This is a genomic window from Streptococcus nasisuis (genome assembly GCF_040836615.1).
Lineage (GTDB): Bacteria > Bacillota > Bacilli > Lactobacillales > Streptococcaceae > Streptococcus > Streptococcus suis_V.
Window position 1 is genome coordinate 1,732,908 of the sequence record NZ_CP162268.1, and the last position, 16,201, is coordinate 1,749,108.

The following is a 16,201-nucleotide window of genomic DNA, read 5'->3' on the forward strand; positions in this document are numbered from 1 at the left end:
TACTCAGAGGGTAATTTAGGGTATAACAAAATAACCCACCCGAATATCGTTTTTTTTATTTGGTGAGTTTGTTCTTTCAAATACGAAACAAAAAGAGCCGATGATTCGTGAATTGTTCCACAATTTCATCGGCTCTGCGTCTTAAGCGTCTGGCTCTTTGATGACAGTTATCTTCAAGTTGTCAACTTTAATCAAGCTTTCTTGTCTGCATTTTGGACAATAAAGGGGATAATTCTCCAAAACAGTGTCCTTCCTAATTTTATTACGGGTTTTGCTCCCACAAACAGGACACAATATCCATTCGCATTTCATCATAATTAGTCTCTAATCCTTTCAAATCTCATTTTATATGACTTTTGCAAGCTGTTAAGCTAACTTGTGGAACATATGCCGAACCTTATCTATACGGCTATTCGGGCGGCGGGGTTGGCAAATAAATTTACCAATAGCTGGCTGGTATCCTTTTAACTCTGTCAAGCAGACTCCCTGCCCATTTGTGAAATAAGTTAAATCGTTCCTGTATTCTTGAATACATCTGGCAGGGATTTCTCCTTTCAGAATGACCTCGTCATTCTTTACCTGAGTACTTACAATATCTGCACAATACCTTGGGGCATCATGATACGCCCGTGAGAGATATTCCTGCGGTGCATAAATTTCAAAGTGGAGATATGGCTCTAATAGTTCTGTCCCTGCTTTTTTAAAGCCTGCTCCAATACGATAGGGGAAAGCAGCCGAAAGTCTGCGGGGGTACTTACAGGACTATAATACAATCCATATTCAAAACAGATTTTACAGTCTGTCACTTTCCATCCATACAGCCCCTGCTCGCAGCCATAAAGAACCCCTCCATAACCGCATTTTGGAACGATTGGTTTAAATATCCAAGTGAAACTCTGCTTTCATACTGCACTCCGCTTCCAATAGGGAGCGGCTCTATGGACAACCCGACAGAAGCCCAGAAAGGATTTGGCGGGACTTCTATGTGGATGGTATATTCTGCTTTTCTAAGCGGTGTTTCCATATATATAACAGTAGGATCTTTTATTTCTGCCTCCACATGGTATTTTTCCTCAAGGATGGCACAAATGACTTCCATCTGCACATTCCCCAAAAAAGAAAGTATAATCTCATGCGTTGTAGTATCCACATAATATTTTAAAAGAGGGTCGCCATCTGAAATTTCTGTAAGTGCCCCAAGCAATATTTCCCGCTGTTCAGATTTCTTTACTGCAATCGTTGTTTGGAGCATAGGGAGAGGATTTTCAATAAATTTTCTCTGCGGCAACAGCATTTCGTTCCCCAAAATACTGTTTAGCTGCAAAACATCATTTGGTAAAATTACAATATCACCAGAGTAAGCCGTATCTGCTAAACACAATTCACCGTTTGTAGGAATACTCATCTCTGTAATTTTTATTTTCTCTTTTTCTGATATTCTGACAACGTCCCTCGAATGCAATGCGCCGCTGTACAGACGCACATAAGCCAAACGCCTCCTTTTTTCTGAATATTCAATCTTAAAAACCTGCCCGCATAGTTCAGATTGACCTTCAGGCGTTGATGAATAAAACTTACTGGCAATCACTTCTATAAGCTGCCGAATCCCCAGATTGTTTTTAGCACTTCCGTGATAAACGGGAAATAACGTTCCGTTTTGGAATCTCCTGTTTTCTTCCTGTTCCAGTTCTGACATTTTAAACGGTTTCCCTGACATATATTTCTCTAATAGTTCATCGTTTCCCATAATTACCGCATCCCACTGTTCCATATCGTCATTGTCCGTTACATTTATATGGGGATGCTGCCCAACCTTTGCTTCACTATAATTTCCGAAGAAAGCTTTGCTTTCATTTCTTGATATACCATTGGCAAATCAATCCCCTCTTGGTCAATTTTATTGATGAAAAAATTGTCGGAATCTTCATTGTCTGTAGTGCATGAAACAGTATACGGGTCTGTGCCTGTATGCCATCCTTTGCAGAAACTAATAATACTGCTCCGTCTAATACGGATAAAGAACGGTATACTTCCGCCAAAAAATCCATATGGCCTGGCGTATCTATAATGTTGACTTTTACATCCTCCCACTGAAAAGATGTCACTGCTGTCTGGATAGTGATTCCCCTTTGACGCTCCAAATTCATTGTATCTGTCCTTGTTGTGCCTTTATCTACGCTCCCTGGTTCTGCAATTGCACCACTGGTATACAATAAACTCTCCGTTAATGTTGTCTTTCCTGCGTCAACGTGAGCCAGAATGCCTAAGTTAATTATTTTCATGTGATTTTCCTCCTATCAACACCCAAAAAAGGGCATAAAAATACCCAGTGATAAATACTCCTATCACTGGGTAAATAACTCCAATAGCCCCAAAACACTTATATGTTTTCGGGCATATAAAATTACATGATAAAAGTATTCTTAAACTGGGTACAAAAAACTAAGCCCCATATTAAAAGTGAAACGGGACTGCTACTTTTTGTTCCCACTATCAAATTGACAGTTTATTTAAGAATACCTTGCCGCATATTTATTAACTCCTTGTATGAAATCAAACTTAATTATATTCCTTAATCATTTATTTGTCAAGCTGACGAAATACTAAAACTTTGCACTAAAACAGGAAAAGTGGCAAAATTTTCACTCTACCGTTAACCTGCTGCTTATACATAGATAATTTCTTTTCCTACAATCTCCCTCGCACAAGCCCTTATGTTATTGAGGCATCCTGTCCATTCTAGGGCATTTTCTTCCTTTAGCCGTTCCGTTATGCCCTGCGCCTGTTTCATGCCCTCTATAAGCCTTTCAAAGCGTTCCTGCGCCTGCCTGTCGATGTCGGCAAGGTAAATGTTCAGCCTGCCGCTTGTGAGAAGATTGGTGTATGTAACTTTGTGGTACTTCTTCAGATAATCCAGACGCCGCTGTCCCCATGTGCCTATCGGCTGTTCTTCTTCAGCGGGTAAAGCTATACATGGAATTAAATAGTCGCCTTGCCTTTCATATTTGCCGCCCAGTTCCTCAAAAATCGTCTTTGCCATTGTCTGTTACCTCCACATTCTTTTTTATTTGAATGTCCGCAAAATCCGTCCTACATCCTTGGATCGTTGGTATGCTGGAATTTGCACCATCTGTGGCTTCTTTAATGTCCTCTAGTTTTCCATTCCAAATGGTCAACTGATTAACCAGGAGCTTGTCGGAAACTTTGGAGTAGGATAACATAACCGTCTTGGTTTCTGTTTGAGAGGTTCGCTGTTGTTGCTCACTCAAATCAGATACATAGGTCACTTGATAGGTAACTTCCGCAAGTGCAACATTACTTTCTGTATTGACATAGATACTGGCTGATTCAAATCGGTAGTCAAGCATATAGTCTTTATAAACTTGATTGATCGCTTTATTCTGATTTGCTTCCTCTTCTGAAAATGCCGAGTCCGTCATGTAGGGTTTGATACGAGCGTTATTTTCACCCAGCTGGACCTTGGTGAAATATTGAGTGAGAAATTCATTGACAAGCTCATCTGATAGGACTGTCGCTCTTTCCTCCTGCTTTTTCTTTGACACAAGTTTATTGGCTTCTGCTCGTATTTGGTTCTCTGTTTGCTTTGAAATGGTTTGTGAGCCAATCGTGTAGCCAATCATGACCATAAAACTGACTGCGATTAAACCTCCTAATCCAATCAGAAATCGAGCTTTCACTTTATTTAACATGGCTTACTCCTCTATTAGTGATAGCTTCATCATATCAAGATTAGCTTGGAGATTTTATCACAAGAAAAAGGACTACCAGTAGGTAATCCCCATGTTAAACGATTCTATTTCTCCACCACCTCATACTTAAGCTAATAGCAAGAAATAAATTCAATGCAATATAAAATCCAGTGAAACTCCATATGCCATTAGCTGCTAAATCTTCTGAATATAGGTGTCTTTCTGTGAAGAATAGGTAAATTCCATATATTTCAATAAAGACTAATCCACTGATGAGTCCGATAAGAAATAAAGCACCTGAAACTTTCACAATCCGATAAAGGACAAACAACATCAGTCCTATTGCTGCGATAATCAAAAGGCTTTGTAGAATTTGCTCCAACATCTTACACCTCTTTCTAGGCTAATTGCTTGCGATAATAGTCAGCCTGTCTCTTGTCTAAATCATCAAGTTGGGCAACCAAATCAAGGTATTCCGTCTTTGTCACCTCATCTAAGCTAGGAAAATCATTCTCACGACTTGTGATGATGAGTTCCAGCTGTCCAGTAATTTCACGCCTTGAAAAACTGTAATCAAAGGTCTCATCTTCATACTGTTCCTTTAAAGTTTGGTAGTTTGCCCTATCTTCTGAACTCGTAAAGCCTTGTGACAACCATTCTTCTAGTTGATAACGCATTTCTTCTAGTGTTTGGGTCATGATCTATTCTCCTTTTGTGATTTCTTGACTTCATTTTACCGCGTTCAAAATTATTTGTCAGCCTTTTTTCTTATATCTCAAGTGCTATTTGTTGCTTCTTTTGGGGTGTTGTATCTTCACTAAACTTGGCCAAAGCTGCATCAATTTCCTCAACCTCTGCTTCTTGTTCAACCAAAGGGGCAAGGATGTCATATTTGGCTTTAACCAGCTGATAATCTTCTTCTTTTGGAAAGACCTTCTCTACTTCAACCCTTGCGACTGCTAGCTTATCTTTCAAATTGTTAGCCATTTCTTCTGTTTTTTCTTGGTCCTCTAGGATATGGTCAATGGCATTAGTAATGCGTTGGATGGTTCCCACATCTGATTTCAAGTCTAAAGAGACAGAATACTGGTTGCTGCCTGAAATGGTTAAAGACACCATATCTGGCAAGGGCTCACTAGGACTTCTGGTTGCCATCTTAAGCTCAAACCCTCTAAAGGTCGCGAGCGTTCTTACTTCTTTGGTTTCAGAACGGTTATAGGTAATGAGTTTACGTAGATAGTCTCCAGCTTCTGCACGGTTATCCATTGTCTGATTATCAAATCGCATGGCAAAATCTTGTGACTTAGTTGCCAAAGATTGGGCAATATCTTGGTCATATTGACTAAGGCGTTTCTCAAGGGCAGGGAGGTTCTGCTCACAGTAAGAAATAGTATGGCGATACTCATCTTTAGTGCGATGAAAGGCACGCTTTTGATTGTCCAATACCGTCAACTCATTCTCTAGTTCCATCTTGAGTTTGAGATAAGGATTACCTGTCGCTAGAGCCTTAAAGTCTGAAGCAGTCATGGTTTGTTCATCAATGTCTTCTGCCGACCGTACAGGATCTTTAGAGGTCATGATTTGCGTGATATATTTGAGTTTATTCTCCTGAGTTTGCCAGAGGTAGTTATCGAAGCTCCCTTTCGTAATGTAATGGTAAATAGCTACCTCTTGGTGCATATTGCCTTGACGAATTAACCTACCATTGCGCTGTAGGCTAAGTACCCAGCGCCTTACCGTATTACTACGGCAGGTTTCCAAATACTCGCCCCCGAACCGTACGTACACCTTTCAATGTATACGGCTCTCCATTTATAAACTCAATCTAACTTGCCATAATGTAATTTCTTATGGCAATCTTTACACAATGCTATTGTTTTCCGTTGTCTAGAAATCATCAAACGTTCCCAAAAAGTCTTTTTCTTTAAATCCTTGAGTTTTTTCACATGATGAATTTCAATGAGACTATTGGTAGCTTGACAGTACTCACAACGGTTTGCTTTTAATCTATCAATTAAATTGGTTCGGCTAAAATATTTTGCCGTATTTGGTAAATTATCATTTTCTAGGAAAGATTTCTTTTGACGTTTAAAGCCTCCATTATAGAAATAACGGGTCATTGTATCTCCTTTACGTCCAATATACTGTATCCTGAATTGACCATCCTTTTTATATTTACGGATGATGTGAGATTTAGTCGTACGATACTTGGTCGCATAGGTTTTATACATGCTATATTCCATAATATACTTAAAGCGATGGAGGATAGAACTGTTGTTAGCGATACAATAATAGTTATAAAAACCTCTTATTTCTGCATTGTAGCGTTCTAAAATCTCTAAATCATCACAGTCTTTCATAAAATAACGAGCTGTTGGTTTCCAAACTTCGTGACCTCTATGATAAGTCATTTTCATAGCCCCATAGGACAACAATCTATCTCGAATCGTTTCAATAGAAACCTCTAAAACCAATCTACCTGTATAATTTCTGACCAATCGTCCTGACGAATCACGTTTGGCTAAATTGGATTGGCGAATGTACAGATGATAACCCAGAAACCTCGCTTTATCTCTTGCATTGGTAATCAGGGTTTTCTCTTCAGAGAGTTCCAATTTGAGAACCGTTTCCAAATAGTCCTTAATGTCTGCTTTAATACGACGAGCGTCCTCTTTACTTCCAATCACACCACAGATAAAATCATCTGCATATCGGGTATAGGTTAGACGCTTAAAACTACTATCCATAGGGTCGCTATGAGGAATCAATACTCTTTCTTTTTCTAATTGACGAATACGTTGAATGGCTTCTTGGCGTTGGTTTTCCGTCGAAGTACACTCTAGTGTTCTTCTTGCTTTTCCCAGTGCAATCTCATTTTGGCGATATTCTGGGGTACGTTTACGGTATTTCCCTTCACAGAAGTTCTTCACATAATCTGTCATATATTTATCAAACTTATCCAAATAGATATTGGCTAGAATTGGACTGATTATTCCTCCTTGTGGAGTTCCTGAGTAGGTTTTGTAGAATTTCCAATCTTCCACATATCCTGCATTGAGAAATTTACGAATCAGGCGTAAGAAACGCTCATCCGTAATTCTTTCTCGTAGAATTTGAATTATCACATCGTGGTTGATATTATCAAAAAACGATTTGATATCTCCTTCAATAAACCACTTTACTCCTGTATAGGTTTTCTGAATTTGAGTAAGTGCTGAATGACAGCTTTTATTCGGACGAAAACCATGGGAAGAGGATTCAAATTGTCCCTCGTAGATGGATTCCAAAATCATTTTGATAACCTGTTGTAAGAGCTTATCATCAAATGATGGAATACCTAGTGGACGTGGCTTCCCATTCTTTTTAGGAATATAGGTTCGTCTTGATGGATGTGGCTGATAAGATTCATCTTTCAGGGAATCAATCAATTGGTCAATTCTAGCCATACTCATACCATCAATCGTCAACTCATCTACTCCAGGTGTCATGTGTCCTGGGTTAGCGTAAATCGTTTGATAGGCAACTAAGTACATTTCTTTGTTGTAAAGTAAGCGATAAGGTCGCTCAAATTGATAGTTTTTATCTTTACTGTGTTTTGTTAGATTGTTTAACACATTTTGAGGATTTCTCATGGTGTCTCACACACCTTCCTTTCCATAATGTTAATGTTATAAACTGTTCCCCTTCGCCATGTACGTGCCATTAACACGCTCGAACTACTACGGGAACTCCGTTACCTTATCAAATATTCATAAACCTGATGTTTAATAGCTTTTACAAGCATTTTGACTTAGGTAATCTCCGTTTAGCTGGTATAGTAACATAGCTTGATAATTTCATCGGATAGGACGTTCATCTGTTTTCATTTACTATGAATACGCTATGGAATCCCTTTGCTTCACTACCTCGAACAGTGATAATGAAGTTCCATAGTATGAGGGTTTTAGTTATCTTACCTCACAGTCCCGACACAGACCGTTTAGACTATCCTTCAATCAGTTTAGATTTTATCCTTATAATTATCTCAGTAACAACTGTTACATTGTCATCTCCTCATTCAGTCGTGATGTGATAACTCATCAACTTATGAGTTTCCCAACGTGCTTTGTTCCCTGATATTTGGTTTCCCTCACAGGTCAGTTGGGTGATGATAGGCATTAAGGTCACGCCTACTACTTTGCCAAAAAGTAGATTCACTATACCGCCTTTACGGACGCACGGACAATGTCTGAGGGCCTCCAGGGAACGTCTAAATGGTGGACAGCTTTCATGCGAGACTGGACGTTTAATCCTGTTCCCCTTTTTCCGTAGAAGCCATGAGAATCCGTACTTCTCCACTATTGACCTTGCGTGACAGAGAGTTTTTCTTGTCATCCGTATTAGCGTCATGGACAAAGGCTATTGCTTCTTTGGGAATCCCTCTATCCACTAAAAGGTCTTTCAATTCATTGTAAACATCAAACCCTTCTTCCTTACTTTTAGGCGTTCCAATATCTGAGAAAATCATCTGGGTAGCTTTCTCATTTTCTCCTCACGGTAAATGCGTTCCACATTGTCCACTACTTGAAGAATCTTCTGATTGTCAGACAAGGTGTAAGCAGGATCAATGAGACGCATGTCAATGGCTAGTTTTCTGGCTTCTCCAGTGTAGGGTAGGATACTAGCGAGGTAGTCATTGCGACCCCTTTTCCATTATCCCCCCACCGAACCGGACATGATACTTTCGCATCATCCGGCTCTCCAGTAATTTCATTTCATAAACGTGTATTTATTGAACCATTATGTATTGCATGGTGACAATCCCGACAAGTCACTAGCGTTTTTCGACATCTTGCTGACATAATTTCTTTCCACTTTGGAACTAATTTTCCATTGTGTTTGTTCAAGTCTGCTAATTTTCTGATATGATGTACCTCTATGTTCTCCTCACTTCCACATAGCTCACACTTATTTGCGAGTAATCGCTTGATAAGCTCTGTTCGACCACCATAAACTTGATACGGAGCATCTTCTATTACAGTTTTCTTTTTATAAGAAAGTGAAATGCCACCCCACGTTGCAACTAGAGGAGGTTTATCTTCTCGAGGCACAACTACCTGTAAACACGGCACAGTTCGGCCATTCGTGCTAGTTGTGGTAGTCTTATATTTAGCTAACATTTTATTAATGGATGACTTATGTTTAAATGCTAATGTTTTAAGGAGTGATGTTTCCATATACCAATAGACTTTTGAGAACCATGACAAATTTTGTGCCAATATATAATATTGAACCAGCCCTCTATATTCTTGTTGGTAAGTTTGAACGATACTAAAGTCATCATCCTGCAATAAGTTATTACGATGAATAGCTTTACCATTTTTCATGTATTGGCGGCATTTGCTTTCAATAACTGATGCAGGTACAAATAATGCGATAACACCATTGGCACTCCGTCTCCCTTTGTTATCAATATAATCATTGACACGTTGTGCTTTTATCTCATATCCCAGAAATTTAGCTGATTCTCCAGTCGCATGGGTAATCAAAGTCTTTTCTTGAGAAAGTTCCAAAGATAACTTAGTATTTAAAAAGTCTCCAATTTGCTTCTTTATAGCCTTTGCCTCAGCTTTTGAACCTGTAAAGCCTAGAATAAAGTCATCCGCATACCGAACATATCTTAATCTCCGATAGCTGGTATCATAAGTATCAACTGAAGGGAGATTTCTTCTCTCAACAATTAACTGATGAGCTTTTTTATAATCTCCTTTATCCTGATAGCATTTAATTCTTCTACTCAAATGATTATAGGCTGAGTTTGCTTTCTGCTTTTTACCTCTTGTATATTGAGGTATCAGTTCTTCACCGACCCACTTATCAAATTGATGTAAATAGATATTAGCTAATAAAGGACTAATAACTCCACCTTGCGGTGTTCCACTAATAGTCTTGTGAAACTTCCAATCATCAAGATATCCTGCCTCAAGCATATTTTTGATAAGCCTAATAAACCGACCATCCTGAATTTGTCTAGACAACATAGTGATTAATACATCGTGGTCAATCGTGTCAAAATAACTAGAGATATCTCCTTCTATGAACCAACGTGTCCCTTTCCAAGTCTGAATTTCTTGTAAAGCTGTATGACACCCTCTTTTGGTCTAAAACCATGAGAATGTTCACTAAATTGTGGCTCATAATAGGCTTCTAATATCATGCGAATCACTTCCTGAAGAAGTTTATCACTCCATACTGGTATTCCCAAAGGACGGTGTTTTCCATTCTTTTTAGGAATGTACTCTCTCCTAGCTGGTCTCCAGTAATAGGTTTCTCGTCTTAATTGTTCAATAATCCTATCTATTTTTTGAATAGACATACCATCAATCGTTTCCTCTGTAACACCCTTTGTCATTGCTCCGTTATTCGGGTATAACTTTGCATAGGCTATTAGATACAATTCACGATTAAATAGTAATTTATAAACCCTTTCAAGTGGTTTATCTTGTTTTCCACGTTCATGAATGACTGTTAAAATAGTTTTGGCTGTACGCATCTCACGCACCTAATCCTTTCTAACTAATCGAAATTACCTGTCACCCTTCGCCATGTACAAGGTTTTCCCTTGCTCAAACTACTACGGTGACTCCGTTACCATAAGGGTCTCCCTCTTAGGCAATCCTGCTATTCGTTAAAAATGTACGTTCTAGTAACCCTTAGGTTCCTCACTCATTCCTTTATTCATACTTATCGTATGCTCTTTTACTGTAGAAAGTTATTCGTCCAAAATCACAACAACGAATATACAGTAACATCGGTCTCAGTTACTTTCCGATGGGCGATGCTTTGCACCTAGTCAGAATTGATGTTCAAGCAGTTTAGCCTTAACCATAGGTTACGGAACTTGCGGCACATCAAAGCGTTGTAACTCACTCCTTATCCGCTTTACTAACATGCTATTGTCCCCTTTGGGTTTCCCCGCTAGGTTAGTTAGTTGTTCCTATTATTTACTTTCAATAATATCCCTCTGCGAGGGAGATACATTTTTACGCTTAACAGCGCACTATCTTAAGCATGTTATCTCGACTTGGATCAACACTGCCTGACTTGATAGCGTCTGAACGGTCAACCAACTCTTCAAGGTAGTATTTCTGAGCTTGCGTTAACTCGCTTTCCACCGCAATAATCTTAGCTTCAGGTACAGGTAAGTCGAGCATATCTGAGGTCTGAATATCGGCAGTTTCCTTGTAGATTCGCATGAGTTCAGGAAGGTTGACAAATTTCTTGAACCGTTTCTTGGGTTGGTACTTATCTCCTGTCGGGGCTAGTTCCATAGAGTTTTCGATATTCCCAAAAGCCCCTACCCATGAATCAAAATTAGAGACCTGGTATCGTTCTAGGACATCGGGTTGGATATAGCTCATCATGGTATAGAGTTCACTAATAGAGTTAGAGACTGGTGTTCCTGTCGCAAAGACCACATTACAATAGTCGTGTTCTCCTTGAACCTGTCTCACTTTCATTTCCATATCCACGTTCTTTTTAGAAGTCGTGTTGGTAATTCCTGCCACATTACCTAGGCCTGTAATGGGTCTGATATTCTTGAAATGGTGAGCTTCGTCCACAAAGAGAAAATCAATGCCCAGATTTTCAAATTCAATAAAGGTATCTCGCTCCAGTTTTTGGAGTTCTTCTAGTTGATGCTCCAATCCCTTAATAGAACGCTCTGCTTCTTTTACAGTATAATCACTGTCGCTACCTTGCTTAATTTCTCGTAATTGGTTCAGTTTATCTTGGATATAGGTGACCTGTTTTTCCTGACTCATGGGAATTTTTTCAAACTGGGAATCCCCAATGACAATGGCATCATAGTCCCCTGTAATAATCCGAGACACAAACTGTTTGCGTTTGGCTTTGGCAAAGTCTTTCTTAGTGGTCACATAGACCTTCTTGGTTGGGAAAAATTTCATGATTTCTTGACCAAACTGTGCAGTCAGACTAGACGGCACCACATAAAGTGGTTTATGTACCATCCCCAATTCTTTCAATTTGAATCCTGCCCCAAGCATGGTTAAGGTCTTACCTGAACCCACTTCATGAGCTAGAAGCGCTCGTTTTTCTTCCACAATCCGTTGAATAGCATTCTTTTGGTGAGGGCGTAAGGAAATATTCTGGGCAAGCCCATCAATGGTTAAATGGCTGCCATCATAAACTTTTGAGACTGTACGATTATAAAGGCTATTATAGGTCTCTTCAATCATCTGTTGCACCTCTGGGTAACTAGTCACAAAATCTTGGAAGAGTTCTTGAAGTTGTGTTTCCTTAGCACGAAGAACCGTTGTCTTCTCCACGTCCGTCACATTCTTTTTCTTATCCCCATCTTCCACTTGTTTGGTAATGGTTGGTTGATTGGAATTAAGCAGGTTTTCAAAGATTTTTCGGCCACTATCATAGCGTGACCCAGGCACACCTAAACTTCTATCCGTTGCGGTAGAGTATCTAAAGGCAAACTTGGATTGGTAAGACATCGTCCCATCAATCGGACTGACTTCAAGGACTGTTGCTACTTCTTGGTCTGACAGTTCATAGGCTTTCCCCATAAAGGTTTCTTGGGCAAATTTTCCGTAAACAGACAAAGGAATCCAGCGTGAACCGATTCGATAATCAATGTCTGCTAAAGTAATGCGTGCTGGTTTGACTTTTTCTAGAAGTCCTGCATAATGTGACCAGTTAAAGTCCTGATTGTCTTGTTTGATGAATAGGTCCACCAGTTCTAACTTAGTGACGACATCACCTGACAGAAAGTCTTGGCGAGACACATAGGTCAATTCCCCATTCAGATACTTCTCAGGATCAGGCATAATGAGGTCTCCTAGCTCCTCAATCAAGGACATCTTAGAATCGACCTGATAAATGGACATCATATAAGTAAAATCAACCCCTCTGCCGTCAGCCAAGCTAGAATTTAAGGCATCAAGGGCTGTATGTACCTTTTTAACCTCTTTTTCAGGACGCACTAAAGCCTTCTCAAAAGCAAGGGATTTAGTATAGATAACAGACTTTCCACTTGGATCCAGACGTTCATCTTCCAAACTAGCAAGAAGCGAATACTTATCATCACTATCAAAAAGATTGCGGTTCACTGCACTGTTCAAATACCCATAGTGTTTGACAAAGCTATCATAGGTACGATTGAGTTTGCCTAACAAGTGGTTAAAGGTCTCCTTATCGTAGTCATAATAGCGTTGAATGGCAATAACTTCTTGGTAGGCATTGCGAATATTGACCATTCCTTTGATTCGTGCCACTTCTTTATCAGACAATGGAGCTTCATAGAAAACTGTCTTTTTATAATATCCCTTAAACTGACCACGTTTTGCTGCATCATCGGTCACATAGACATCCAGAGCAGTGTTATCAGTCACTTCTAAGGCATTAAAGCGATCAATCTGCTTTTGAGAATGTTTGGTGTCCCATGCTTTGAAGTTGCCCTCTTCATCGACATAGTAACTGATTTCTTCCGTCTTGGTTCCGACTCGAATGCCTTTGTTATCTCGATAGTAAACTGTAGAACCCTGATAACCAAAACTGTACTGGCCTAGATTCTCCCTCATTTCAGCTGGAATGGAGGTATCAATGACTTGTTTGGTCAACACATCTGGGTTAATGATGACCTCATTTCTATCAATCTTTCTTGGGGCTTTTACGTGATGTAGAGCTGTTTCAACACTTGCAATCAAGTCATCACTAGTCCCCTTAACAGAAAGTGTTCCGCCATTAAAATTTCTGACCTCGTAGGTTCCTAGCACCTGGCTATTGTATTCTCCATCAAAGTAAGGATTGAGCCAAATGCGACTATCCATTTCATAACGAATGGAACCTGAAAAGGCTAAGTCGTCTGCCACATATTCCTTGTTCAGGTGTTTCTGGAAGAATAACATATCCGTTGTGACACTCGTTCCCGCAATGGCCTTAAAGGCAGAATCAGGCAGTCGAACCCCACCAAGAAATTCAGTTGTCTCACGAATATCTTGTAAGATGTTTTCTGTTCGCTTATCCATAGTTCCTGTGGAAGAGATAATCGCTACTTGTCCACCATCATGGACCAAATCAAGTGACTTTTTGACAAAGTAGTCATGAATCATGTAAGGCCTATCGTACCTGTTATCCGCAATTCGTATATTGGCAAAGGGAACATTTGAAATCACTAAATCAAAACTATTGTCGTTAAAAGCCACCGTCTCAAAGCCCTTAATTTCAATGTGACTATTTGGATGAAGGTGTTTGGCAATAGCTCCTGTAATAGTATCTAATTCCACACCATATAACTCACTCTTTTCTCTTAAGTGTTTGGGCATTGCTGCAAAAAAATTCCCTGTTCCCATGGAAGGATCTAGGATTTTGCCACCTGTAAAGCCATCTCTTTCCAACTTATCCCACATCTGACGGATAAGGGCAGGGTCTGTATAATAGGCTGTCAGAGAGGACTGTTTCATATCCGAATACTCTTTATCTGTGACTAGGCTTTTCAGTTCTTCTCGTTCCTTAGAAAATTTTGGATTATAGTCATCAAAAAATTCATTGGCTAGTCCACCCCAGCCTACATACTTGGCAAGGAGTTCTTGTTCACTTGGTAAAGCATTGCGGTACTCCACTTCCAAATTTTTTACCAACCGAATTGCCGCGATGTTTGTCTCAACCTTATCTCTAGCAGTCTTAGGATAAAAGTCCGTCAAATCTTCTGGAAAATAAAAGTCCGTTACTGGAATCTCTGGAATTGTTTCGACGACTTCCTCTTCAGGAATTTGATTATCTGTTTCTTCAAGATCAGTATCGTTATGACCTTTTTCTGAACCATCTGGTTCCAATAGTCCAATACTCTGAACTGGCTCCTCTTCCAGAAATGAAAAAAGATTTAGTTCTTGGTCCGCTTCTTCTAACTCTGTTTGTGGTTCTGCCTTTGGCTGATGAAGTGCCTGACTGACTTCTTCCCAGGTCCTCAAATAAAGAACTGGATTTTGTTCAATGATATCCGAAAAGTCATTGACTAACTCAATCCGAATCAAACCGTTCAATCGAGCATCGCTGACCGACACGACCTCAAAGTCCTGTCCCTTATAGAAAACCAATGACCCCAGAGGATACGTGTCCAATACTCTCTGGACTAGTGGATTTTCCGCTAACTCTTCATCAACCACTACTTTCGACTCAGCTTTCTCTAGCTTGCTTTTCCAATCTCTAAGGGTTAAATCTGGCTGATTACCTTTATCTTTTTCAAATTGCTCCGCATCTTCTCTGCTTAGTTCTTGGTGTAAAAAGGCGTAGGCAACTTGTCTCAGCTCTTCAATGGAAAGCTGGCTACCAAAGAAAAATTCAACCTTTTCATGACTCAATCCCATTTGGAGTAATTCTGTCGCAAGGGCTAGTTGAGTTACCGAGGCTTTGGGATAGCCACCTAATAAAGCAAGGTCCGCATTTTTCAAACGAAAACGACCTGCCGCATCCAATAAAATACCGACTCGGTCTGGGTCAAACTGAGATAAATCAATCCCTAGCTGAGTCAATTTTTCTTGATTTTCTATCCTAATGGCTTGTCCAATTTTTTCTAATTCCTTTTCTTCGACTGTAGTCAGCTTTCTTTTCAACTCATAGGGACTACCATCAGCCTCTAGATAGGTAAGTAACTCCTCGCCATCAAAGACTAGTGTCATTTCCATTTCAGTGTCAAAATCACCTCGTCTAAAACTTGGGACTTTGGAACGTTCATTTCGAATTCGGTCAAAATATGTTAGAATCTCAAATTTACGTCGTAAAGATAACTCTTCATAAGCTGGCAGATGACTGGTTTTTCCTGTTTGAACATCTAGTTGAGACAAATCTACATCCAAACTAGCAATAACCAGAGTGCCCTTTTCTCGAAAAGATATTGCCTGCTGAACACTTGTTTTATGCTCATCAACAGTTTCATCAGCTCTTGTTTCAAGCTCAGGCTCGTAAGTCAAGAGAAACTGTTCAATATCTCGGCTGATCCGATCCGCTAAATTATTAGCCACACGATAAACATTGACCAAATTAGCTCCCCTACTCTTTTGTAATAGAGAATCTGGTGAAATAGTTTGGTAGTGTCCATTTGAGTCTAATAGTTGAAAACGAGTGGCCAGATTGAACAAGGCCACTTCAATCACCAAGTCTTTTTCAGACGTCGATAGTTTGTCAAGTTTTTGGAGACCAGTTTGGCCGAATACTTGTGTATAGGTCAATAGATCATGAGCAGTATCATAAGGACTAGCCTGAACAAAAGCTGAAACATCTGTCTCAAAGTGAAGTACCTGAACAGGTCTTTTGAATTCCTGCCTATTGGTCATAAACTGATAAACGAGACTATCCCACTCCTCATCAAAATGCTCTGCTTGGTAATATAAAAACGCTTCAAGCAAGGCTCTATCACGAGGAATGGTTGCTCTCATCATTTGTAGTAAGACTTCTTGATTCATTATTCCCTCCCATTTTAAAAA

At 39.6% G+C, this 16,201-nt stretch carries 9 protein-coding genes and 4 pseudogenes; all 13 read right to left on the reverse strand.

The window, feature by feature from the left end:
• Positions 1-141: 141 nt before the first annotated feature.
• The 13 genes and pseudogenes from AB1F57_RS08790 to AB1F57_RS08850 all read right to left on the reverse strand — a co-directional run bounded on the left by AB1F57_RS08790 (position 142) and on the right by AB1F57_RS08850 (position 16,180).
• The gene (locus AB1F57_RS08790) at positions 142-315 is read right to left on the reverse strand and encodes a cysteine-rich KTR domain-containing protein (protein WP_011528024.1); all 174 of its coding nucleotides are present in this window, start codon (positions 313-315) and stop codon (positions 142-144) included.
• A gap of 51 nt (positions 316-366) precedes the next feature.
• A complete protein-coding gene (locus AB1F57_RS08795; protein WP_367986346.1) occupies positions 367-717 on the reverse strand; it encodes a hypothetical protein in 351 nt (116 codons plus the stop codon).
• A pseudogene (locus AB1F57_RS08800) lies at positions 678-1,771 on the reverse strand (elongation factor G). Before AB1F57_RS08800 ends, AB1F57_RS08795 begins: the two are co-directional and overlap by 40 nt.
• A gap of 79 nt (positions 1,772-1,850) precedes the next feature.
• A complete protein-coding gene (locus AB1F57_RS08805; RefSeq protein ID WP_367985632.1) occupies positions 1,851-2,282 on the reverse strand; it encodes a GTP-binding protein in 432 nt (143 codons plus the stop codon).
• A gap of 383 nt (positions 2,283-2,665) precedes the next feature.
• The gene (locus tag AB1F57_RS08810) at positions 2,666-3,040 is read right to left on the reverse strand and encodes a TnpV protein (protein ID WP_367985633.1); all 375 of its coding nucleotides are present in this window, start codon (positions 3,038-3,040) and stop codon (positions 2,666-2,668) included.
• A complete protein-coding gene (locus tag AB1F57_RS08815) occupies positions 3,021-3,710 on the reverse strand; it encodes a peptidylprolyl isomerase (RefSeq protein WP_238143333.1) in 690 nt (229 codons plus the stop codon). The genes AB1F57_RS08810 and AB1F57_RS08815 overlap by 20 nt, the downstream gene beginning before the upstream one ends.
• 94 nt (positions 3,711-3,804) lie before the next feature.
• Positions 3,805-4,095, reverse strand: coding sequence for a DUF5966 family protein (locus AB1F57_RS08820; protein ID WP_000893083.1), 291 nt, complete (start codon positions 4,093-4,095; stop codon positions 3,805-3,807).
• 13 nt (positions 4,096-4,108) lie between these two features.
• Entirely contained in the window at positions 4,109-4,408 is a 300-nt protein-coding gene (locus AB1F57_RS08825) for a DUF5962 family protein (protein ID WP_000194866.1), read from the reverse strand.
• 70 nt (positions 4,409-4,478) lie between these two features.
• Positions 4,479-5,426 (reverse strand): annotated as a pseudogene (locus tag AB1F57_RS08830) (hypothetical protein); the annotation flags it as partial.
• Positions 5,427-5,530: 104 nt separating this feature from the next.
• Positions 5,531-7,342 (reverse strand): group II intron reverse transcriptase/maturase, encoded by a 1,812-nt coding sequence (gene ltrA / locus AB1F57_RS08835; protein WP_367985634.1) that lies wholly within the window; start codon positions 7,340-7,342, stop codon positions 5,531-5,533.
• Positions 7,343-7,906: 564 nt separating this feature from the next.
• Positions 7,907-8,372: pseudogene (locus AB1F57_RS08840) on the reverse strand (hypothetical protein); the annotation flags it as partial.
• Between the two features lie 92 nt (positions 8,373-8,464).
• Positions 8,465-10,242: pseudogene (locus tag AB1F57_RS08845) on the reverse strand (reverse transcriptase domain-containing protein).
• Between the two features lie 496 nt (positions 10,243-10,738).
• Positions 10,739-16,180 (reverse strand): SNF2-related protein, encoded by a 5,442-nt coding sequence (locus AB1F57_RS08850; RefSeq protein ID WP_367985635.1) that lies wholly within the window; start codon positions 16,178-16,180, stop codon positions 10,739-10,741.
• Positions 16,181-16,201 lie beyond the last annotated feature (21 nt).